Below are 24,073 nucleotides of genomic sequence, written 5' to 3' on the forward strand. Positions count from 1 at the left end.
AATTGCTGAAATATAATACTTTGTTTTGTTTTCGTTTTGTCTGTTAATTATTAAAAAGCTGCGTTTTTGGTGTTAATGAATTGATTTACTATTTTTAACAAAAAATTAATAATAATATATGTCCAAAAAATACTTTGTTGCACTAAAGTTGCTTTTGCTTTTTCTAGCTTTATTTTTATTACCTATAAAAAATTTCGGGCAATGTGCGGGTTTGGATACCAACACTAGTGTGTGTGATATTCCTAATCTAGCGAGTAAAACGGTTGATTTATTTGGATTGTTAGATGGGAATCCTATAACTGGAGGTACTTGGACAGATGATGATCTTTCGCAAGGACTTGATAATGCTACGGGGATTTTAAATGCCCAGCTAATAAGAAAAAGCGGGTTTTATAGGTTTACTTATACAGTTTCAGGAGTAGCAGGCTGTACGGATAACTCGGCAACAATTACAGTTGCCATAGGAGGATATCCAGGTGTTTCAGGTCCTACTGGGGCAGCATGTACAGATGCTAGTGCATATGATTTATTTCACGTTTTTAATGGCGCTTTTTTAAGTCCACAATCTAATGGGAAATGGTATAATAATACAAAAGCAAGTCCTGTTGAAGGTAGTGTTATTAATCCTAAAGACTTAGGAGTAGGTACTTATCAGTTTACATACTCATTTCCAGCTATAGGAGACTGTGCAGGTCCCGTTTCTTCAACAGTATTTGTTACTGTTTATAGAGCACCAGAAGCAGGTCTTCCAGATAATATGCAATTATGTGATAGTGATGATTTATCGATTTATTCTAATCTGGATTTAAATAGTCGACTTTCTGGTGAAGATGCTAATGGTGAATGGACAGATAATGAAAATACCGGAGAGATTACATCGATAAAAGATCATTTTATAGATGTGCAAAAAATTTATAATACTCTTGGAGAAGGAACTTATAGTTTTACTTATACAGTTAGTAATACTCCACATCCTATATGTAAAATTGATTTAGCAACAGTAAGGATACGGATAGAAAAAAGAATTGATCTTAGAGGAGCAACATTGGTTGTTAGTTCAGATATATGTGAACTAGATATGCTTAGGGCTACTTATTCGGCAAAGCTTACTAGTGGAGCGCAAGTGATCCCTGACGGACAATACAATATTACTTATAAAATATCAGGCCCAACATCGGCAACAAATACTGAATTGTTAACGATTAATAACGGTTCTGTAACATTCTCATTACCATCAATATTTTTTCAAAAGGTAGGCGAGTTTAAAATTGAAATTACTGAATTTACTTCTTTCACAACTGAGGGGGCGTGTAATACTATAATAGATGATTTATCAGATGTTTTAACTATTCATCCAATTCCTAAGCTTGATTCTGCAAAAATAAAAATCAATCCAGTTTGTCAAAATAAAAGTACGGTGGTGCAAATTACGGGCGCTTCAAGTCTTCCAAATGGGATGTATAGCATTATTTATAAATTAACGGGTGCAAATAATACCAGCGAACAAGCAGTTTTGATTGCTGTTGTAAACGGAGCAGCAAGCTTTACAATACCATCAGCCTTAACCGCTAATGATGGAAATACATTAGTTGCAATAACAAATATTACAAATACTCTTGTAGGCTGTACCAATGCTGTTAATGTATCAGGAAATATGGTGGTTAATCCTTTGCCTAATTCAGTTGATATTAAGATAGAAATAAAAGATTATTGTTTAAATGAATCAGTACCAGTTTTGATTTCAGGACTTGGAACTTTAAAAGATATTACAATTTCATACACAATTTCGGGAAGTAATTTGGCTACAGTACAAACAGTAGCTTTAGCTGTATCAAATGGGAAAGGGAGTTTTATTATTCCGCAAAATTTACTCATTAATACGGGGGCAACTAGAGTTACAATTACTAAAGTTACAAATAATGAAACAACTTGTGATATTGTACCTACAGGTTTATTCGATGATTTTTTAATAAATTTAATTCCGATTGCGCCAACGACCAGTCCTCAAATATTTTGTAAATCAGATGGAGCTACAGTTGCTAATTTGGTACCTAACGGGACACAATATAAATGGTATGATTCAGCTATAGCTAGTACACCTTTGTCTGTTTCAACCCTATTGTTGTCTGGAAATTATTACGTTAAAGAAATAGCGCTTTCTGGCGGATGCGCATCATCGGGAAGTTTAAGTATTGTTACTATAAATGATATACCTGCACCAGTATTAAAACTAAAAGGTCAGGACTTTTGCGGAATAAATAATCCTACAATTGCTGATTTATCTAATAATACCAATGCTTCGGCTTCGATAGTTTGGTACGATGCTCAAGATAACGGAAATCAGTTAACCAATGAAACTTTACTTCAGGACAATGCAATATATTATGGGTTTGATTTTTCAACCACTACAAATTGTTTTTCGAATGATGTTTTGATAGCAAAAGTGTCGCTTACAAATTGTTCTACTTCAGAATATGCGGATTTCTTTATTCCAGACGGATTTTCTCCAAATGGAGATGGTACAAACGATACTTATGCAATTCCCGATATAGACTTTTTATATCCCGATTATACACTCGAAATTTATAATAGATATGGGAACTTAATGTTTAAAGGCAATAAAAATAAACCAGATTGGGATGGTAAAAATTCTGATTCTAAAATAATTGATGGAGTAGCTCCAAACGGTGTTTATTTTTATGTTGTCCATTTTAATAAAGATAGCAGGCCGCCTTTACAAGGTCGTCTTTATTTAAATCGATAACTCCTATTTAATATAATTTTCAAATGAAAAAAGTAATACTAATTATAAGTTTCCTTTTCTATATCATTGATGTATCTGCTCAGCAAGATCCAGAATACACACATTATATGTATAATATGAGTATGGTAAATCCAGCGTATGCAACAGGAACTCCGTTAATGTTGAATTTAGGGACTTTATACAGAACGCAATGGGTTGGAGCAGTTGGTGCACCAAAAACATTTAACTTTTTCGGACATACTTCCATAAGTAATAAAGTAGAAGTGGGAGTCTCATTAATTTCTGATGATATAGGGGATGGTGCTAAAAAAGAGAATAATTTTTATGCTGATTTTGCATACATACTAGAATTAGGAGGGAACAATAAACTTTCGTTAGGATTAAAAGCAGGACTTACTTCTCTGCAAACAAATTTTAATGGATTCCAATTTCAGAGTGGAGATGTAACTACCGATTTGGCTTTCGCCGAAAATATCAATGTTACTAAGCCTAATATTGGCGTAGGGGCTTATTATTTTACAGATAAATTTTATGTTGGATTATCTGCACCAAATTTATTAAAGTCCAAACATATCGAAGAGAAATCCGGGATAAATGCTTATGGCTCTGAAGATATTCATACTTTTTTAACCGCTGGATATGTTTTTCAACTTAATGATGTGTTTAAACTAAAGCCTGCTTTTATGTCGAGATTTGTTGTTGGAGCACCAGTTTCTGTAGATATAACTGCGAATGTTTTGTATAATGAGAGATTTGAATTGGGAGCGGCTTACAGAGTAAATGACGCCGTTAGTGTTTTAATGAATGTAAATGTAACCAAAGCAATTCGAGTAGGTTATGCGTACGATTATACAACAACTAATTTTGGTCAATTTAATTCTGGAACGCATGAAATTATGCTTCTTTTTGATTTGGATTTATTAGGAAAAGGATATGATAAATCACCGAGATTCTTTTAAAATGAAAAATATGAAAAAATTACTAGTTATTATATTCGTATTTTCAATACAGTTTATAAGCGCTCAGAACCAAAATATGGCTCGGGCAAAGCGTTTCTTTGATAAAACATATTACAGTGAAGCCATTCCATTATATGAAAAAATAGTCTCAGATAAGCCTTCGGCAGAAGCCATAAAAAACTTAGCCGACTCCTATTATTATACTAATGACTTAAAGAAAGCACAACAGTATTATAGACTTCTGATTAAAAGTTATGATAAAGATTTAGATAGAAACTACTATTTTAAATATGCCCATACACTTAAAGCAACAAACAGTTACAAAGAAGCAAGTGAAATTTTAAAACAGTACTATTCTAAAAACAGTCAGGATTATTTAGATTTTGAAAATGCTACCAAAGAACTAGAGAATATTTCGGCAATTGGAGATAGATATAGTATTAAAAATCTAGCTATAAATACTAAAAATTCAGAGTTTGGAGCAGTAAAATATAAGGATAGTTTGATTTTTGCAGCAGTAAAAAAGAAGCCAGGATTATTTGATAAAATGTACAAATGGGATAATGAAACGTATCTTAATTTAGTTTCGGCATCTATAAATAAGATAAACGCAGGAGATTCGATTGCTTATTATTTTGCAAAAGAATTAAAAACAGGAATGCATGAGTCTAATGCTGTTTTTACAAAAGATGGCAAAACGATTTATTTTACACGAAATAATTATAAAAATGGAAGGAGAGGAAAAAACGATGATAAAATTTCTAATCTTCAAATTTTTAGGGCTGAACTCATAAAAGGGAAATGGAAAAATGTAATATCGCTTCCGTTCAATAGTGATAATTATTCAGTAGAACATCCAGCATTGAGTTCAGATGAAAAAACATTGTATTTTGCTTCAGATATGCCAGGAACATTAGGGTCATTTGATATCTTTTCGGTAGCTATAAATGAAGGAGCCTATGGAACACCTCAGAATTTAGGAGCGCTGATAAATACAGATAAAAGAGAGCAGTTTCCGTTTGTTTCAAAAGACAACAGACTTTATTTCTCGTCTGATGGACATTTGGGATATGGCTCACTCGATGTATTTGTTTCGGAAATAAAGGAAGCGACCTATACAAAACCTCTAAATGTTGGTCTGCCATTAAATTCAAATTTAGATGATTTCTCGTTTATGATAGATTCAGATACCAAAGAAGGGTATTTTGCATCGAATAGAGCAGGAGGAAAAGGGAGTGACGATATCTATCAATTAAACGAAATTAAGCCATTACTAATCGAAGATTGTAAACAACTTATTACGGGAATAATTACTGATATTGATACAAAATCACCATTAGAAAACGCTGTAGTTATACTTCAGCAGGAAGAAAGCAAGCAATTGCGTACGATAGTAACTTCGGCAGATGGTAGATTTAATTTTAAAGTGGCTTGTGAGTTATCCTATACAATTTCGGCATCTAAAGAAAATCATACCAATAATTCCAGAACTTTAATTCTTGATAAAACTAGAGGAAAAAGTAATGATGCTTCGATGGCACTTAAATCTCTTGAAGTTGTAAAACAAGAAGAGAAAAAATTAGCTGAAGAGAAAAAACAAAAAGAAGCATTAGAGTTGGTTACTTTAAAAGCGAATGAAGCTAAAGCTAAAGCAAATGAAATTGCTTTGGTTGAAATCAGGAAAAAAGAAAAAGCAGAGAAGGCAGTTGCTGACCAAAAAGAAAAGATAGAGAAGATTATTGCACAAGAAAAAGATGTAGTAAGAGATAGAGACCGATTAATTATAAAGACGGATCCTATTTATTTTGATTACAATTTATGGTATATAAGAAAAGAATCTAAAATTATCCTAAACAGGGTTGTTGAATTAATGAATAAATACCCAGATATGGTAGTTGAAATAGGTTCACATACTGATTCTAGAGGGAATGATAGGTACAATGCTAATTTATCTCAAAAGAGAGCAGAATCAACTAAAGAGTATCTGATAGATTTTGGAATTGATAAGAAGAGAATTATAGCTAAAGGATACGGAGAGTCTGTGCCAATTATAAAATGTAAAACAGATGATGCTTGTAATGAGGAGCAACACGAATTAAATAGACGTAGTGAATTTGTAATTAAGAATTTATAAATACTTTTTCCTAGTAGAAAATCAGCAGGCTTCTAAATAAATTAAGATTTTATTTAGAAGCCTTTCTTTTGGTTTCTTTTTTATCTAATTTTATAAGATATATGAACTTAAAATATTTAATTATGAAGAATCTAATTCTGTCTTTTTTGCTTGTGTCTTGTATTGGACTTCAAAGCTGTAAAAAAAATGAAACTCAGAAAGAAGCCGAAACTACTAAAACGGATGCAGAAAGTATTATAAATGTTCAATGTTATGAAGGAGTTTATGAAAATGATACTATTAATTTAAAATTAAATACTTTAAAAAACGGAAAAATAAGTGGAGATATGGTGATGAAAATTGCGGGTGCACCACATAAAGACGGTGAAATCACAGGAGAATTTAAAGGAGATACTTTATTTGTAGATTATGCTTTTATCGAAGGAACAAACAAGGATAAAAAATTCAAAAATCCGATGGCATTTTTAAAACGAGAAAAGCAACTTATTATAGGTAATGGATCTATGGAAATGTATTTAGGGAGAACTTATTTTGCTAAAGGTAAACCTATAGATTTTGATCGTGTAAAATATAAACTTGAAACTACTGACTGCGTAGATAAATAAAACCTGCGAAAGTAAATTAATAAAAAAATCGCTTCCTGAAATTTAGGAAGCGATTTGAGTTTATGGGAATTTAATTGGAATGTTAATTAGACACTTCTCCTCTAACTTTTAAAGCGACACGACCCTCTGGGTAGTTTACTGCATTAGTTTCAACGGTAATTGTTTTTCTTATTGGCCCTGGAGGCATATTAAAATTTACTTCAATTTTTCCTGATTTCCCAGGCATAATTGACGCAGTTGGCTTAGATACAATACTAATACCTGCTGTAGATTGTACAGATGTAATTATGAGGGGAGCATCTCCAGTGTTGGTAAATTCAAAGGCTTTAGCCCCGTTATCACCTTTACTGACTGTACCATAATCAATAGTATTATCCTTGGCAGCAAAATCAATTTTTGGGCCGTTTTGAGCAAGACCAATAGTCGTAACCATTAAGATTGCTATAAATGAGGCTACTTTCTTCATTTGAAATTGTTTTAAGTTATTAAGTAAATATACTTTCTTTTAATTAATACACAAATTATTAATTCGCTTTTTATAGTGTACTTAATTATTTACTTTTGTCATCTATAATAAATACAAAAATCAAACCAAAGTATAAAAGTTGATTTGCTTAACTATTTAAGCGTTTATTTAATTGATAAAAAGACGATTAAAAAATAGGTAAGAGAAATTAATGATTAAACAAATTAACGATTAAATATATCCAAGATAAAATGACAATTCCAGCACAATTTGACGCTAAAACAATCGAAAATAAATGGTATGACTACTGGATGAAAAATAATTATTTTCATTCGGAGCCAGATCATAGAACGCCTTATACAATTGTAATTCCTCCTCCTAATGTTACTGGAGTCTTGCACATGGGGCATATGCTTAACAATACCATTCAGGATGTATTGATAAGAAGAGCGCGTCTTAAAGGATTCAATGCTTGTTGGGTTCCAGGAACAGATCACGCATCGATTGCTACAGAGGCCAAAGTTGTTGCTAAATTAAAAGCTGAAGGAATCAATAAAAATGATTTAACACGTGAAGAGTTTTTAGCGCATGCTTGGGAATGGACAGATAAGTATGGTGGTGTAATCTTAGATCAGTTAAAAAAACTAGGAGCTTCTTGCGATTGGGAACGTACTAAATTTACAATGGATCCAGATATGTCGGCTTCAGTAATTCGTTCGTTTGTTGATTTGTATAATAAAGGGTTAATTTATAGAGGATACCGAATGGTGAACTGGGATCCTGAAGCAAAAACGACTTTGTCTGACGAAGAAGTTATTTATGAAGAACAACAAGGAAAATTATTTTTCCTTAACTATAAAATTGAAGGAACGGAAGAGTTTTTAACTATTGCTACAACACGTCCAGAAACTATTTTTGGAGATACAGCTATTTGTATCAATCCAAATGATGAGCGTTTTGCACATTTAAAAGGTAAAAAAGCAATTGTTCCTATCTCAGGAAGAATTATTCCTATTATCGAAGATGAATATGTTGATGTAGAATTCGGAACAGGATGTCTTAAAGTGACTCCTGCACACGATATGAATGATAAAACATTAGGAGAGAAGCATAATCTGGAAATTGTAGATATTTTTAATGAAGATGCTACACTTAATAGTTTCGGATTGCATTATCAAGGAAAAGACCGTTTTGTGGTTCGTACCGAGATTGCAAAAGAACTAGAAGAAATTGGAGCTTTAGCTAAAACCGAAATACACCTTAATAAAGTAGGAACTTCAGAAAGAACTAAAGCGGTTATCGAACCAAGATTATCAGATCAATGGTTTCTTAAAATGGAAGATTTAGTAAAACCAGCCATCAAATCAGTATTGGTTGATGGAGATATTAAATTACATCCAAAACGTTTTGAAAATACGTATGCACATTGGTTAAATAATATTCGGGATTGGAATATCTCACGTCAGTTATGGTGGGGACAACAAATTCCAGCTTATTACTACGGAGATGGGAAAGAAGATTTTGTAGTTGCTGAAAATATTGAAGACGCTTTGGTTTTAGCGAAAGCAAGAACCAACAACCAAGAACTAACAACTAACAACCTTAAACAGGATGTTGATGCACTAGATACTTGGTTTTCATCATGGCTATGGCCAATGTCGGTTTTTGGAGGAATAATGGATCCTGAAAGCGAAGATTTTAAATATTATTATCCAACAAATGATTTGGTAACAGGTCCGGATATTTTATTTTTCTGGGTTGCCAGAATGATTATTGCAGGTTACGAATATGCAGGTGAAAAACCATTTACAAATGTATACCTAACAGGATTAGTACGTGATAAACAACGTCGTAAGATGTCTAAGTCATTAGGTAATTCACCAGATCCTTTAGATTTAATCGATACATTTGGTGCCGATGGAGTACGTGTAGGATTGCTTTTAAGTGCTTCTGCAGGAAATGATATCATGTTTGACGAAGAGTTATGTAATCAAGGAAAAGCATTTTCAAACAAGATTTGGAATGCTCTTAAATTGATAAAAGGATGGGAGGTTTCGGAAACGATTCCACAACCAGAATCATCAAAAGTAGCAATCGAATGGTTTGAGGCAAAGTTTCAGCACGCATTAGTTGATATTGAAGATAATTTTGAAAAATACAGAATTTCAGATTCATTAATGGCAATTTATAAATTGGTATGGGATGATTTCTGCTCTTTATTTCTTGAAATGATTAAACCAGCTTATCAACAGCCAATTGATAAAAAGACATTTGATAAAGCAATCGAAATTTTAGAAAATAACTTGAAATTGCTTCATCCGTTTATGCCTTTCCTAACAGAAGAAATATGGCATATACTTGCTGAAAGAACTCCAGAAGAAGCATTAATTATTTCGACTTGGCCAGAATTAAAACCATTTGATGCAAAATTAATTACTGATTTTGAAAATTCGGTTGAAGTGATTTCTGGTATCAGAACGATTCGTAAAGAAAAGAATATTGCAATGAAAGATAGTATTGAATTAAAAGCGATTAACAGCGAGAAATTTTCTACTTATTTTGATTCTGTAATAATTAAACTAGGAAATATAGCTGCTTTCGAATACGTTTCGGATAAAGTAGACGGAGCTTTGTCATTTCGAGTAAAATCGAATGAATATTTTATCCCGATAACAGGAGGGAATATTGATGTTGAAGCCGAAATTACAAAATTGAATGCAGAGTTAGTTTATACACAAGGTTTCTTGAAATCGGTTCAGTCTAAATTGGCAAATGAAAAATTTGTTGCAGGAGCGCCAGAAAAAGTTTTGGCTAACGAAAAACAAAAAGAAGCCGATGCTTTAGCAAAAATTGCTACTATAGAGCAAAGTTTAGCAGGTTTGAAATAAGAACTAGATTCTCTTTTAAATATAGAAACCCGAGAGATTTTAAAAATCTGTCGGGTTTCTTATTTTAGACATTAGTATTTTTTTACATTTTACACCCTTATTTCTTCCGAGTTAATAATTTAAATAATGGATAAGAAACAACTGTGATACCAACTATGATTATAAAGCTTTCTGGGTCACTATATATGAATCCAATTAATAATGCTAATGAAACTAAAATTGCCAAAATAGTAGTCCAAGGATGCCAAAATGAGCGATAAGGCCTAGGTAAATCAGGTTCTGTGATTCGTAGTTTTATAAGCGAAAAATAAGCCAATCCCCAAACAATAATGGAGGTGAAGGCAGCAAAGGAAAACAGTACTTCAAACGAGCCGATACAAATCAGGAACAAGCTAAATATTGAGGAAACCAAAAGAGCGACAATTGGAGTACCGCCTTTATTCACAATTGTCCCTTTCTCAATAAAAAAGCCATCACGACTTAATCCGTATAAAATTCTCGGCGGTATCATCATAAAGGCATTCAGAATACTGATTAAAGAAAAAATTGCAATCACAGTGACTATAATAGCGCCATTCTTTCCAAAAATAATGTTTGCTACATCGGCAGCAGCCAGATTAGATTTAGCTAAAGTTTCGATTGGTAAAACATGAAAGAAAGCAATGTTTAATAAAACATAAATAGCAATTACAAGTAGTGCTCCGCTGTATAAAGAACGTGGAATGTTTTTGTTTGGATTGTCATTTTCTTCTGCAAAAAAGCAAACGCTATTCCACCCATTATAGGTTCCGATAATAAGCTGAAGAGATTTAAAAACTCCAAATAAAAGTCCGATATGATAAAAAGAACTGTCTTTTTGAATTGGAGGTAATTTTATACCAGAGTACATAAAACAAGCAATAACCAAGGCTACAAAGCAAACGACTTTAATGAAACTAGTAATTTGTTGAACCACACTACCATTTTTCACACCGCTTAAATGTAATAATACAAATGTAACTAGTAATGCGATTGCTATTTCGGTTGAATAGTTTCCTAAACTTGGAAAAAGTATAATAAGATATTCGCTAATAACGATACAGTAAAATGCGGGCGGAATTACGTTGGTAATATAATCAAACCAACCTGAAAGAAAACCGGCATATTCGCCAAAAGCTCTTTTGATATAATTATATGACCCTCCGGCCTTAGGGAGCATAGTAGCTAGTTCAGCATACGAATTAGCACCTATTAAGATAAAAAGACCACCAAAAAGCCAAGAAGCAATAATAAGCCAATAATTATCTAACATTCCTGCAATAGTGCCGGGTGTTCGTAAAATTCCAACACCTATTGTTCCTCCAATTAATACCGCAATATTAAAGCTTAGTCCCAGACTTTTCTTTAATTGGTTCTTTTTGGAATCTGACATATTTAGATTTTGTTTTTTGAATTATTAAGTCCGTAAAAGTAGTATAAATTAGAGTAGTTTTTTTAGACAAAAAACCTCGTTTACAATTAAACGAGGTTTTTGATTTTAGAAAACTGAAATTGTTTCTTAGAATTTATATCTTAAGCTTGTCATTACTTGACGAGGTGCAATTGGATTCACACTATAATTTTCATGTACAGTATAATTTAACTCATTTGTAATGTTTGATAATTTACATAAGATGGCGAATTTATTCCATTCGTAACCAGCTGAAACATCAATTGTAGTGTATCCAGTTAATGGAATTTCTCTATCATTAATCGCTAGGATTTTAGCGTTTGGATTGTTTGGATCAGCAACTTCAACATACTGACTGTTCCATCCACCAGTTCTTTTACCAATATAATTTGCTATAGCTCCAAAAGTTACCCCTTTTAGTGCTCCTGTAGGTAATTTATAAAAGAAACTTAAATTAGCTGTATTTGCAGGAGTTCTTGCTAAACGATCTCCTTCAATAAAACTTCCGGCTTTTCCTGATGTTTTAGTATAACGCATATCATTATAGCTATATCCTGCAATAATGCTTAGTCCTTCAATTGGTCTAGCTGTGATATCAATTTCTACACCTTTACTTCTTGTTCCACCACTTAACACTTTTAAATTTGTGTTGGTATTTATTGATCCATCAAGATTGAATTCAGCAGTTTGAACTAAGTTGTCATTGTCAATTTGATATAAAGTAACATTAGTGCTTAACGCGCCTCTCCAGAAATCTTTTTTAATACCAATTTCATATTGATCAATAATTGATGGGTCAAGAGGAGTATTGTTGTATGTAACTCCTGTATTTGGAGTAAATGAAGTCGAATAGCTTGCAAATAACGACATGTCTTTAGTAGGTTGATATACTAAACCAATCTTTGGAGAAAATGCTTGATCAGTTAAAGGAGCTACTTCTGGTAAAAGTTCAAGTTGTTTAGTTTTAGTATTCAATTGCTGTGTTTCAGCTTTTGCTTCTTGCCACGACCAACGTAATCCTGCTAAAACTTTAAATTGTTCTGTAATAGAAATTAAATCTTGGAAATAAATACCAAAACGGTTTGTATCAGTTTTTACTATTTTTGTTACATCACCAACTGGAATATCCATTCTTTGTTGATCATAGGTAAAATTAAAGATGTTGACTTTGTCATAAGTTGCAGGACTAAATGCATATGTATATGCTTGTGCAAATGAGTTTTCTAAATCAACACCAGTAAATAATTCATGTTTTACTCTTCCGGTATAGAATGTTCCTTGTAAGCTAAATTGTTCAGCAATAATTTGCTCTTGAGATTTATTTTGTCCTAATGGTCTGTTCCAGTCTCCATGAACATAATCTTTAATTTTAGTATCGATTGAGATTCGTTCAGTTCCTTTAGAAACTCTATCAAAATTTTGGAATGAAGTATTGAAATTAAATTTCCAATTGTCATTAAAATTGTGATTTACCAATGCTGAAATTGTAGTTTGTTGTGTAGTTCCATTAGACCATAATGCTCCTAAGTATTTACTACGAGGCACATCGGAAATTTCTTTTCCAATTGCTCCAGTTCCGAAGTCAGGAGTCCAGTCATCATGTAAATAATCTCCTTGTAATGTAATATTTGTTTTATTACTTACTTTGAATAAGAATGATGGATTAATATAATAACGTTCTCGTTTTACGATGTCTCTAAAGCTCTCAGAGTTTTCGTATGAACCTGTAAATCTGTAAGCAACTACATCGCTTAATGGCCCGTAAAAATCTACAGTTGGTTTGTAAAATGAATAGCTTCCCATTTGCATAGATACTTCACCACCACTCTTAAAAGAAGGAGTTTTAGTAACCATGTTTAAGATTCCTCCTGGAGTTACATTTCCGAATAATAAAGCCGAGCTTCCTTTTAATACTTCAACTTTTTCTAGAGAAGAAACCTCAGGCATAACTCCGCTGTTTAAGCGAAAACCATTTTTAAACATATTGTTCGCTGACATATCATATCCTCTAGACCAAAAAGACTCTTGAGAGCCTCCACGAGCAGATCCTACATAAACACCATTCACATTTTTTATGACATCACTCAACCGTATCGATTGTTGTTGTTCGATTACGTCATTTCCAATTATTTGAATACTTTGGGGTATGTCCATTGGTTTTAAGCCTGAACGAATTGCAGACACAGGTTTGTTTTGCTTATTGGCAGTAATAATGACTTCATTAAGGATTTCGCCTTTTTTGTTTTTTACAGTATCAGTAATTACTGTAGCAGTATCTTGATTATCAATATTTTTTGCTCTGCCTTGTGCAAAACCTGACAGACTGAACAATAAACTTAGTGTAGGTAATATTATATATTTCATGTTTGTTTATTTGGAATAAAGAAAAATAACGATGCAAAAGTAATATCTATGTTTGGATTATCAAAACTTATTTAGATTAATTATACTTAATTTTTAACAAATTTTTATAGTTTGCAATGACATACAAAAAGGAAGCGCTGTTTATAAAAAACAACGCTTCCTTTTTTATTAGAATTGGGCTTATTTTACTTGTATAGCATATGTTGCCATTTTCCAGATTTCATCATATTTTTTCCCATTATGTTCACCAGCGCTTTTCTCTGTGTGAGCAAATTCTACCATATATTGTCCAGACCAAATTGGTGTAAATTCAAATTGTCCTTTTTCGTCTGTATATAGTTCTTTTTCCCAGCCATTAGGAGCAATTACTTTAATTTTTTGTTTTTTGGCAGCAACACCTTCATACGAAGCAATACCAGTTATTTTTGTGTTTTTCTTTGCTACATCAGCATTTTCAGAAAACAATCCAATTGTATTTTTGTTTGCTTCAGCAGTATTACCTGCTGTTTTGTTACCAACAACTACTGTTGCACTTGAATTATAATCTAATTTCATTGTACCATACACATCCTTTACAGTATGCTGCATTACTACAGTATATACTCCATCTTCATCAGGAGTAAAAAATGCTTGGTATTTTTTGTCCAGAGCAACAGGAGCTAATTTTATTTCTTTTTTAGAAGGACTTATCAAAGTCAATGAAAAATCTTTTAAATCAGAAAACCATTTAGCTGCAGGAGTAATATCATTATCTGAAAATTCTCCAAAGTATACCGAAATTTCTTGTGGTTTTCCTTTTGTACCTGTTGCTTTAGTTTCTATCCATAGTGCATGAGCAAACAATTGAGGACTAAGTAATACTGTTAGTAAGACGACTAGAGTCTTTAAGGGGGTTAATTTCATAATGAAAGTATTTAAGTTTTTTAATAAAAAATTATAGCGATTTCATCAATCTTGAAATCGTTAACAAAATTATAATTTAATATTTATTTCGCAATTTTTATTTAGACTAATTATTAATATAGCTTTAATAAATTCCTTTTATACTTTTAACAAAAAATATATAGCGGTTCTGCTTTGACTTCTATTTCAACTATTGGCTATCTTGGTTTTTTAATTGTTCTATCAATGATTGGTTTTATCTTCGAATTTTTAAGCATGAAATGGGCTTTCTTAATCGTGGCTTTTTTAGGTGCAATGATGATTTAACAGAGGATAAAATAAGAGTAGAGGGATAGTTTCTTTTTAAGGTGCTGATAATCTGAGGTTTTTTTCTTTTTCTTGGTTTGGATGTATTATACTATAAACTTAACTAGAGGAAACATAACTATAAAAAAAGCTTTATTCTGTTAGGAATAAAGCTTTGCTATTAAAAATAGAATATTAAATAAAATTCTATTTCTTCGTCATAAGATATTTCTCTGAACTCGGTTTCCCTAATTGAATTCCTGATATCTCAGCTTTTAAACTATTATTAGCCTCTTTAGTGTAGCTAATTTTTTGTGGATAATCGTGTTTAGGATTATCGAAAACTAATCCTTTTTCTGTTAAATTAGTTAATTTAAAAGCAACTGCCTCATCGTTATTTTGTCCTTTTACAGTTGCATTGTAAGTTAAAATTTCTCCTTTTTGTTGCAGTGTGATGGTTTCAAAATGAATAGTGTCTTTTCCTTTTATAAAAAAAGAACTTCCTTGAAAAGTACTGTCATTTACTTTATTCCATGTTTCGGTTAAAGTTCCTTGTGGAGTAACATTTTCCCATTTTCCAATAAGCCAATCGGCAGCTTTTATTTTCTCTTTTTTGGGAGTTTCAGTTTTTTTGCAGGAAATAATTGCCAACAAAAGCAGTATAAGGGTAATTTTTTTAAACATTAATGTGAATATTAGGGGGGTTATTTTGGAATGCTAAAATATAAAAAAAAGGATAATGGAGTGTAAAAATGTGAATGGTAAATATCTAAGCTCTTACTTTTTCATACCTAGAGCTAACTGCAAAGGATAGCGTAAACGAGTTCTTTGGTAGGCTTTTGATTTTTTAGTTTTTCTCTAACCGTATCAAATGTAACTTTAAAGTCACAACCTAATTTATAATTACCACAGCCGTAAGCGGTATTTCCTTTCATGATTGTTCCTTTTTTGCATTTAGGGCATACCAATGAATCTGATATTGCTTTTGTGGCTTTAGGTGTTGCTTTTTTAGGTTCTAGTTTGAGTTTGTAATTTTCTTCAAAGCGAATTAAACCTTCTACTGTGCCAGCATCTGTTTTAAAATCTTTTAAATTTACGGTAGATCCTTTTTGAAGTAATCGTAGGTATTGGTTTTCAGATATTTTTTTATCAGCAAAAATATAAGGCAATAGAAAATCACAACCTGCTTTATAATTGCCGCATCCATAAGCTGATTTTCCTTTTATGAGTGTTGCTTTTTGGCATTTTGGGCAGGTTTCTGCCAAAATCCCTGCATCTTTCTTTTTCTCGACAGTAGCGACTTGTTTTTGAACGCTTCCTACATGCGAAATATTAGCGTGTCTGGTTTCACTTCGTACTTCATATACTAAAGCTTCAACCATACGTTTCATATTGATGATAAATGCACCAGCAGTAAAAGTTCCTTTCTCAATATCTTTTAATTGCTTTTCCCAAGAACCAGTAAGTTCTGCTGACTTTATTAATTCATTTTGAATAGTCTCAATAAGCTGAATTCCGGTTGGAGTAGGTAAAACTTGTTTTTTATTTCGAACAATATATTGACGCTTAAAAAGTGTTTCAATAATGTTGGCTCGTGTAGACGGGCGTCCGATACCGTTTTCCTTCATCAGTTCGCGTAAATCCTCATCATCAACCTGTTTACCTGCAGTTTCCATAGCACGCAGTAATGTTGCTTCTGTAAACTGATTGGGTGGTTTAGTTTCTTTTTCTAAAAACGAAGGTTCGTGTGGACCTTTTTCTCCCACAACAAAATTCGGTAATAGATCTGCTTCTTTTTCTTTAGCATTTGGATCTTCAAAAACAACACGGAATCCTTTTTTTAAGATTACTTTTCCAGTAGTTTTAAAGCTTACATCTGCTGCTTTTCCTATAACGGTAGTATTGGCTACTAAACAATCGTCGTAAAACACAGCAATAAAGCGTTTTGTAATAATATCATATACTTGCTGCTGATTATACTGCAAATTAGATTGTATGCCTGTTGGAATAATTGCGTGGTGATCTGTTACTTTTTTATCATTAAAAACCTTAGGTGATTTTTTTATCTTTTTCTCTAAAAGGGGCTGGGTTAATGTAGCATAATTGGTTAGGTTTTGCAAAATACCAGGTACTTTTGGATAGATGTCGTTTGGTAAAAACGTAGTGTCAACTCTAGGGTAGGTAACAACTTTTTGTTCATACAGCGTTTGAACAATTTTAAGAGTTTCGTCTGCCGAAAATCCAAATTTCGTATTACAGTATACTTGTAACCCTGTTAAATCAAACAGCTTAGGCGCATACTCATTACCATTCTTTTTATCGATAGAGACAATTTCAAAATCACTTTCTTTGACTTTATTAGCCAAAAGTTCACCGTCTTCTTTTTTTAGGAAGCGTCCTTCTTCATAACCAAAAAGCGTTTCTCTGTATAAGGTTTGTAACTCCCAGTAGGGTTGAGGTTTAAAATTTTCAATTTCTTTAAATCGGTCAACTACCATAGCCAATGTTGGGGTTTGTACCCGTCCAATAGATAGTACTTGTTTATAACCACCATGTTTTACAGTGTACAAGCGGGTAGCATTCATACCAAGTAGCCAGTCGCCAATAGCTCTGGAAAATCCTGCATAGTATAAATTATCGTAGTTCGCAGAAGGTTTTAGATTTTCAAAACCTTCTTTTATAGCTTCGGTAGTTAATGATGAAATCCATAAACGCTGTACTTCGCCTTTATAATTGGCCTCATTCATAACCCATCGCTGAATGAGTTCTCCTTCTTGTCCAGCATCCCCACAGTTTATAACCAATTTGGCTTTATCGAATAAAGTTTTGATGATTTTAAATTGCTTCTGAATACCAGAATTCTGTACCACTTTGGTCTCAAATTTTTCTGGAAGCATCGGAAGGTTGTTCAAATCCCAACTTTTCCAATGTGGTTTGTAGTCGTTAGGTTCTTTTAAAGTACATAAATGTCCAAAGGTGTAAGTTACAGCATAGCCATTGCCTTCATAATACCCATCATGTTTGGTATTGGCTCCTAAAACGGATGCAATTTCTCGTGCTACACTTGGTTTTTCGGCAATACAGACCTTCATTATTTCCTTCTAATTTGAATCGCAAAATTAAGGATTTAGAAGTTGGTATTAAAGAAAATCATCAGGAGTTATGAAACGAGTAGCAGTTTTATAGAGAAAGTATGATGAAGAGATGCTTTTTTAGATGGCTTTATTTTTCTTTCGTTCAAATTTTTCTCAAAAATACAAATAATTAACAGAGTGAAGGAGAAGAAAATATTAGATACATATTAGTACTCAAATTATTTTTTGGATAAAATCCTCTAAACTTTCTTCCTTATCCAATTCTAGTTTCAGTTTTAGTCTGTATTTGTTCATTCTTATGGTTTTAAGCTCTACATATAGTAGGTCTGCCATTTCTTTAGAAGGCATTTTCATAAAAATGTATGTACAATATTTTAAATCCAAAATCGTCAATTTTTGTTTGGCTTTTTCTTGTAATTTGGTATAAAAATCAGGATGGATTTCATTTAAAACCTTTTCAAAATCATCAAAATTTTTATCAAGATGTTTTTCGTTTTTTATAATCTTATCTAAGTTTCCAGGATTAAAATTAGAATTGTTTTTTAAATTATGTTTTAAATTCTCTAACATTTCATTTTTATAAGATACCTGCATGTTTTTTGCTAAAACTTTTTTTTGCAATTTATTGGTTTCTTTTTCTTTTAGTTTTGCGAAAAGTTCTGCATTAATTTTTTCTATTTTTAATTTTTTTGTTTCTTCATCTTTGAGCTTTGCAAGCAAAATAACTTCCTCTTTTTTTTGTCTTAAATATTTTACTCTGAAATTAAATATAAGGAATAGAAATACTAGGGCAATAAATAAAGCAACTGCAATTCCCAGATACATTAGGTTTTGTTTTTTCTGAAAATTTATTTCTTGTTCCTTTTTTGATAATTCGTATTTTACATGCTGTTGCTGGCCTATTCTTGTGTATTTCTCATCATAGTATTTTTGATAGTATTCTAATGCTTTTTTAAAACATTCTTTTGATTTATCAGACTGCCCTGTCTGTTCATATAATAAAGCGATTTGGTGGTATAGGTCATATTTATTTTTATATTGTTTATCATAATTAGAAATCATTTCTATCGCTTCTAGAAAAAAATGTTCTTCTATTTTAGGTGTTTTCTTGCTTATTTCTGCCTGAATCAATGTTAAATAGTAACTCATCTTAAATTCTATACTATTTTCCTTAGGTATAGCCATCGCTTTTTTTAAATAGTAATTAATCGAATCTATATTTGCTTTATTAGGCTTTAATTCATTTTTAAATCGATAAGCATACGAAATATTAGATATTGCATTAAAAAGAGAATGTTTACGGGTATATCCAGAGTTGCTTTCATAAACGGTAATTGCTTTTTTCAAGTTGTTTATAGTAGAATCTAACAAATAATATTTTTTTGTTTTTTCAAATTCCGCTAAATATCTAATTCCTCGCAGAGATTGGGCATAACCTATTAAATGAGGATTTTTACTTTTAAGTGCTGTAAATAAGGCTAGTTTTGAATATTTTTCTGAATTTTTGGTGTCAAAAAGATAATAATTACTGAGTATACTATAACTGAGTGCTTCAATATTTTTTTTAGATCTGCTTTCTTTTACCGCTTTTATTATTTTTAAGGAAATAAATATATCTTTTAATCCATCTTCTTTATCATCCAATGTTAATTTTATTATTCCTATATTATTGAAGCCTGTGGCTCTTGCTTCCTGATTTGATGAATGGTTAATATACCACATGCAACTATCTATTTTAGAATAGGCTTGTTGAATGTCTCCTTTTATGGCATATATCTGACCTAAACTAGAATAAGCATAAATTCCGTATTGTGCTTCTTTTTGTTTTCTCGCCTGAGATACTGCTTTTTGACCAATTTTTAATGCTTTAATAACATCTGTATTGTAATAAGTGACTAACAGAGAAAGAGGTATTATTTTTTCTTTGCTAGGTATTGATTTATTGTGTGTTATTTTTTCTAAAGAATCAATAATTTTTTGTTGCCCTAAAAAAAAATTGGGAATAATAAGAATAAGAAATAACAGTTTATTTTGCATATTATATCGTTTATTAAAAAAAAACAACTTATACCTTACAAATATAAGTTGTTTTGAAATAACAAGTAAGAATGATTTTATATTTTATTGCCTTCAAAGCTATATGCAATGTCAGTTTCGGCTGTTTTTTCTGTAAGAAGAATTAAGAATTTAGATTTACTTTCATAGTTAAATATTCCTTGTGCATTTTGGGATATATAATATGTACCTGACTGGGTTGTTAAGGGCAAGTCTTTGACGGTAACTATTGAATATGGCTGATCTTTTTTAGGTGCTATTCTAACAGTTTTTTCTCCTGCACTAGAGAATATTATTTCCGCATCGTAGTACGTTTTTACTCCACCGTCAAAAACCTTAAGGGTTCCTTTATACGTACCTAATAATTCCTTAATCGTACTATCAGGTTTTGGCGTTTGTACGGTAGTATCCCCATCATCATTGCTACTACTGCTGCAAGAAGTAAACATAAAGGGGGGTGAAATTGTAAGAGCTAAGAACAAAATCCCTTTATTAAAAATAGTTTTCATATTTTTTATTTTTAAAAATTAATAAGAGACAAATGTATTCTGTAAACTCATAATTCGATGATTATAGGTGTCTACAAAACGTCTACAATGGTATCTGTGTTCTCTTAATGAATTGAAATTTATTTGGTTAAGGGTTTACTTAAGCTGTGAGTTCTCGAAGTTTTTTTTTAAATGTTTTTAATAAGAAGCCTATCGGGGGGTAACATTTTATCAATCAGAAGAGAAATATTGACGGATATAGTTCTGCTAGTATCTCAGATGATGTTTTTATTGAAGAAATTCAGAACAAAAAAATAGTGCATGGAAATAGTAAAATAGCGAAGCAATCTCCATCAGTTGCTCTACAAATAAGTTTTTCAATTTGAGACAATGCTAATGAAGTTATCTAGCAATTTTATATTTCTACAAACTATCTCTTTTTCCTCCTTATCGGTTAGGTATTTTCGAATTGGAATATCATAAAAAACCCGCTCGTGACTATTTTTATTTTTTAGCTAGAATATTTTGATTGACCTCACCACGAGCGGGATGTTTGTATTAGCAGTAATTTTGGGTTGTTACAAGCTGGCTTTTATTCTTTTTGTAATTTCGTCAATCGTTCCCAATCCGTCAAAAGTCAAAACATTGATTTTAGATTTCATATACTCAATTGCAGGCCTTGTTGCATTTTCAAAAACTTCAATTCTTTTTATATGAATTTCGGGATTTTTATCATCTTTTCGATCAGAAGTTTCTGCTCTTTTTTTTGCTCTTTCTAACAGTTCTGATTTTGGAACATCAATATTCAATACTTTTCCAATTTTCATATTTTTAGATTCAATGAGCTGTATTAAATCGTTTACTTGTGGTTCTGTTCTAGGATAACCATCTAAAATTATTCCGTTCTTTGATTTGTTTTCATCCAATATTTTGCTAAATAGGTCTTTCATTATCGAGTCAGGAACTAAATCTCCTTTTTCTTCATATTCAGACATTATTTTCCCGATTTCAGTTTCATTCTGTTTTTCTAAGCGGCATCTATCTCCTGTTGAAATATGTTCAAATTTAAGTTGCTCTTTTAAGATTTCGCATTGTGTTCCTTTTCCTGAATATGGTGGTCCAGTTATTATTAATATTTCCATTTGTTTTTTTTAATATTTAATTGTGACTAATATAAAGTTAATAATTTGAAATGTGATTATTTTTTTTCAATGCTTTCAGTTGAATACAACCGATTGTATACAATCACTTAAAAGTAATTTATTACTTATAATTTAGTTTCGATGAACAAAGAACTAGAAATCTAATAATCAACCAAAATTCAATCATGGAAGTACAACATAAAGAATCAGTCGCAGAACTTTTAGAATTAATGAATAGAGTAAAGTATTTCTCAAAATTGAAACCAGATAATAATGATAATGATTCGTTTGGCGTTGTTTTATAGGGGGCAAAACAACTCGTTATTGTTTTTATGAAAATAATGACGGATATATACATCTTTATCGTTAGAATGAATAATCAAATAATCGCTATTGACAACTTTGCAAGAAGAGATAATAATAAATAAAAAACCAATAATTAATTTGCTCTTCTTCATTTGGTTAAATTGCCTTTAGAAAATTTTATTATACCGATTTGTTTTCATTTCCTCTTTTAATTCTAATATTTTAGTCTCAATTACATTTCCTTTTGTGCCTACTTTAAAGCACAGGTAGATATATCCACTCCCAATAGTTGAATATGAAAAACTATATAATTCAATTAATACAACTGTATAATTTAATTTTTTTAAAGCGCTTATTTTTTTAGGAATTAGATTTGTAAAATCAGTTAAATTAATATCTCTAACAGCATTTTTATTTATTTTAATTATCGGATTTATAAAAATGTCAGCCTTTTTGATATGTTCGTCTGCAATATCATAGTTAAGACATTCTTTTGTAAGTACGTTCTCAGTTTTTAGAACTAATTTGATATCGTTATTATATAGATTTTCATGAATGTGATATACGCTTAAAGAATCATTGATAAGTATTCTACATGATTCGATGTTTTTCTGAATAAAATTTTGAGTTTTATTCTGAGAATGTGAATATGCTATACCAAATAAAAAACAGAAAAAAAATGTTGCTATTTTCATAAATTACCAGTTGGATTATTTTCATAACTAAATGAAGTTGACTTATAAATTATAGTTGTACCGAAATCCCCTTTAAATACTGAAACGGATTCAAAAAATGACTCTTCTAATGTATAAAAGTTCGACCAATTTTTAAATGCATTTTTTTTATGTTCAGAATGTATGAACAACCATTTTTTCCAATTTTCATTTGTACAAATATCGGCCCCTTGCCAGCCTATTCCTCCCTCAGAGTGGTCTACATCAATATAGCCATTATTTAGATATTGAACTGCCTTAATAGTATATTCTATTGCGGTTTTCATTTTAATGTTATTATTCCTCCCTTCTGCATTTTTATCATAATCTATATTTTCATTCAGCTCAATATTTAAAAAATCTCTAAATCCAGGATTTCCTTGAGCACCATAATGAAATGTATGAGCATATGTTTGATCATTCCATTTATTTCTCATTTTTATTAAAGTATTGTTTAATGGCCAATTATAATGATACTTTTTAATTTTAGAACTAATCAATTGTTTATGATGATTCATAACAATAAAAGGTATCCTCTTTATTACATCTATTGAATATCCTGATTCTGAATAGGCTAAACCAGCTATTCGCAAAAACACAATGTTTTCTATTTTCAATAATTTGGTATTGTTATAGGTTAAGCTTTCATTTCCGTTTTTATCTTTTTGAGTAGATTTTCCATCACAGACATAAACATCATTTACACTTCCTTCAAAATCAGGCTCATTTATCTTACCTTCAAAAATACCATCTTTATTATAAAAATGTCCATTTATATATACAATACGATCTTCTTCTTCCTTTTTTGGGATGTAATAAACGGGTTCACTTGGCGGAATCCAAGATTTATTCCAGTATTTAACCAATTCTGCCCCATAATTCTGAATTGCAGGTGAGAGGGTTAAAACAATGTGCATGTTTTCTGTTTCATAAGCATCAAATACTTCTGAATATTCTATTAAATAGGCATCACTAAACTTATACTTTCTTACCGGAATATCTTCATCGCCTTTGTTATAAAAATGTACTTCTCCTTTTTCCATTCTGTCCGTTTCTCTCTTCACTTCTTTTGTCATATTATGCCAAAATACGTCGTCGTTTTCTTGCGCTACAAAACTTAAGGTAAGAAAGCCTCCCTCGACATCACTAGTTGGTGAGCCATTTGCTGCTGTGTATCTGAGATAATTGGTGTTTATCCATAGTAATTCTCGCTCTTCTCCTAAAATAAATAATTTGGCTGTGGTCATAAATCTATTTCTTTTTATTATTTTATTGTCTAGAAATATAAGTAAAAAGCTATAGTATATATAGTTAAATATTTTTTTTGAAGGATAAAACTTTAATAAAATGTTTTAGTAGCTATCAGACCGTAGGATTTGTGTAAATGAATAGTAGGGATATGATGCTGTTTGAAGTTTTTAGACTTTATACCCGTTCCGATTTTTTTAAATTAATTTTTTAGACTTAAGAATAGGAA

16 protein-coding genes are annotated in these 24,073 nt (G+C 31.4%); 5 read left to right on the forward strand and 11 right to left on the reverse strand.

Annotated elements, in window-relative coordinates:
• The first annotated feature begins 118 nt into the window (after nucleotides 1-118).
• The 4 genes from IUY40_RS01215 (at nucleotide 119) to IUY40_RS01230 (ending at nucleotide 6,462) form a co-directional block, all read left to right on the forward strand.
• Nucleotides 119-2,764, forward strand: a complete 2,646-nt coding sequence (locus tag IUY40_RS01215; RefSeq protein WP_195735064.1) for a gliding motility-associated C-terminal domain-containing protein — start codon at nucleotides 119-121, stop codon at nucleotides 2,762-2,764.
• Between the two features lie 23 nt (nucleotides 2,765-2,787).
• On the forward strand, nucleotides 2,788-3,723 hold the full coding sequence (locus IUY40_RS01220; protein WP_195735065.1) for a type IX secretion system membrane protein PorP/SprF: 936 nt from the start codon (nucleotides 2,788-2,790) through the stop codon (nucleotides 3,721-3,723).
• 10 nt (nucleotides 3,724-3,733) lie between these two features.
• Complete coding sequence (locus IUY40_RS01225; RefSeq protein WP_195735066.1) at nucleotides 3,734-5,857, forward strand: OmpA family protein; 2,124 nt, start codon at nucleotides 3,734-3,736, stop codon at nucleotides 5,855-5,857.
• A gap of 122 nt (nucleotides 5,858-5,979) precedes the next feature.
• On the forward strand, nucleotides 5,980-6,462 hold the full coding sequence (locus IUY40_RS01230; protein ID WP_195735067.1) for a hypothetical protein: 483 nt from the start codon (nucleotides 5,980-5,982) through the stop codon (nucleotides 6,460-6,462).
• Nucleotides 6,463-6,544: 82 nt separating this feature from the next.
• Here the strand turns inward: IUY40_RS01230 and IUY40_RS01235 are convergent, their stop codons facing one another.
• Complete coding sequence (locus IUY40_RS01235) at nucleotides 6,545-6,928, reverse strand: DUF1573 domain-containing protein (RefSeq protein WP_195735068.1); 384 nt, start codon at nucleotides 6,926-6,928, stop codon at nucleotides 6,545-6,547.
• A gap of 251 nt (nucleotides 6,929-7,179) precedes the next feature.
• On the opposite strand from IUY40_RS01235, the gene IUY40_RS01240 reads away from it, so the two are divergent.
• Nucleotides 7,180-9,816: a valine--tRNA ligase gene (locus tag IUY40_RS01240; RefSeq protein WP_195735069.1), complete on the forward strand. Its 2,637-nt coding sequence runs from the start codon at nucleotides 7,180-7,182 to the stop codon at nucleotides 9,814-9,816.
• A 97-nt stretch (nucleotides 9,817-9,913) separates the two neighbouring features.
• On the opposite strand, the gene IUY40_RS01245 is transcribed toward IUY40_RS01240, so the two are convergent.
• From IUY40_RS01245 to tssD, 10 genes are all read right to left on the reverse strand, one after another.
• Nucleotides 9,914-11,227: an APC family permease gene (locus tag IUY40_RS01245; RefSeq protein WP_195735070.1), complete on the reverse strand. Its 1,314-nt coding sequence runs from the start codon at nucleotides 11,225-11,227 to the stop codon at nucleotides 9,914-9,916.
• 126 nt (nucleotides 11,228-11,353) lie between these two features.
• Complete coding sequence (locus IUY40_RS01250) at nucleotides 11,354-13,609, reverse strand: TonB-dependent siderophore receptor (RefSeq protein ID WP_195735071.1); 2,256 nt, start codon at nucleotides 13,607-13,609, stop codon at nucleotides 11,354-11,356.
• A gap of 180 nt (nucleotides 13,610-13,789) precedes the next feature.
• Nucleotides 13,790-14,512, reverse strand: coding sequence for a DUF4198 domain-containing protein (locus IUY40_RS01255; protein WP_195735072.1), 723 nt, complete (start codon nucleotides 14,510-14,512; stop codon nucleotides 13,790-13,792).
• Between the two features lie 492 nt (nucleotides 14,513-15,004).
• Entirely contained in the window at nucleotides 15,005-15,481 is a 477-nt protein-coding gene (locus tag IUY40_RS01260) for a DUF6265 family protein (protein WP_195735073.1), read from the reverse strand.
• Nucleotides 15,482-15,594: 113 nt separating this feature from the next.
• On the reverse strand, nucleotides 15,595-17,889 hold the full coding sequence (locus IUY40_RS01265; RefSeq protein ID WP_195735074.1) for a DNA topoisomerase 3: 2,295 nt from the start codon (nucleotides 17,887-17,889) through the stop codon (nucleotides 15,595-15,597).
• Between the two features lie 216 nt (nucleotides 17,890-18,105).
• The gene (locus IUY40_RS01270) at nucleotides 18,106-19,929 is read right to left on the reverse strand and encodes a tetratricopeptide repeat protein (RefSeq protein WP_195735075.1); all 1,824 of its coding nucleotides are present in this window, start codon (nucleotides 19,927-19,929) and stop codon (nucleotides 18,106-18,108) included.
• A 77-nt stretch (nucleotides 19,930-20,006) separates the two neighbouring features.
• On the reverse strand, nucleotides 20,007-20,396 hold the full coding sequence (locus IUY40_RS01275) for a hypothetical protein (RefSeq protein ID WP_195735076.1): 390 nt from the start codon (nucleotides 20,394-20,396) through the stop codon (nucleotides 20,007-20,009).
• A gap of 617 nt (nucleotides 20,397-21,013) precedes the next feature.
• Complete coding sequence (locus IUY40_RS01280) at nucleotides 21,014-21,577, reverse strand: nucleoside monophosphate kinase (RefSeq protein ID WP_195735077.1); 564 nt, start codon at nucleotides 21,575-21,577, stop codon at nucleotides 21,014-21,016.
• 473 nt (nucleotides 21,578-22,050) lie between these two features.
• The gene (locus IUY40_RS01285) at nucleotides 22,051-22,578 is read right to left on the reverse strand and encodes a hypothetical protein (protein ID WP_195735078.1); all 528 of its coding nucleotides are present in this window, start codon (nucleotides 22,576-22,578) and stop codon (nucleotides 22,051-22,053) included.
• Nucleotides 22,575-23,843 (reverse strand): type VI secretion system tube protein TssD, encoded by a 1,269-nt coding sequence (gene tssD / locus IUY40_RS01290; protein ID WP_195735079.1) that lies wholly within the window; start codon nucleotides 23,841-23,843, stop codon nucleotides 22,575-22,577. The genes IUY40_RS01285 and tssD overlap by 4 nt, the downstream gene beginning before the upstream one ends.
• Nucleotides 23,844-24,073: the final 230 nt, after the last annotated feature.

It is taken from the genome of Flavobacterium sp. ALJ2 (genome assembly GCF_015594725.1).
GTDB lineage: Bacteria > Bacteroidota > Bacteroidia > Flavobacteriales > Flavobacteriaceae > Flavobacterium.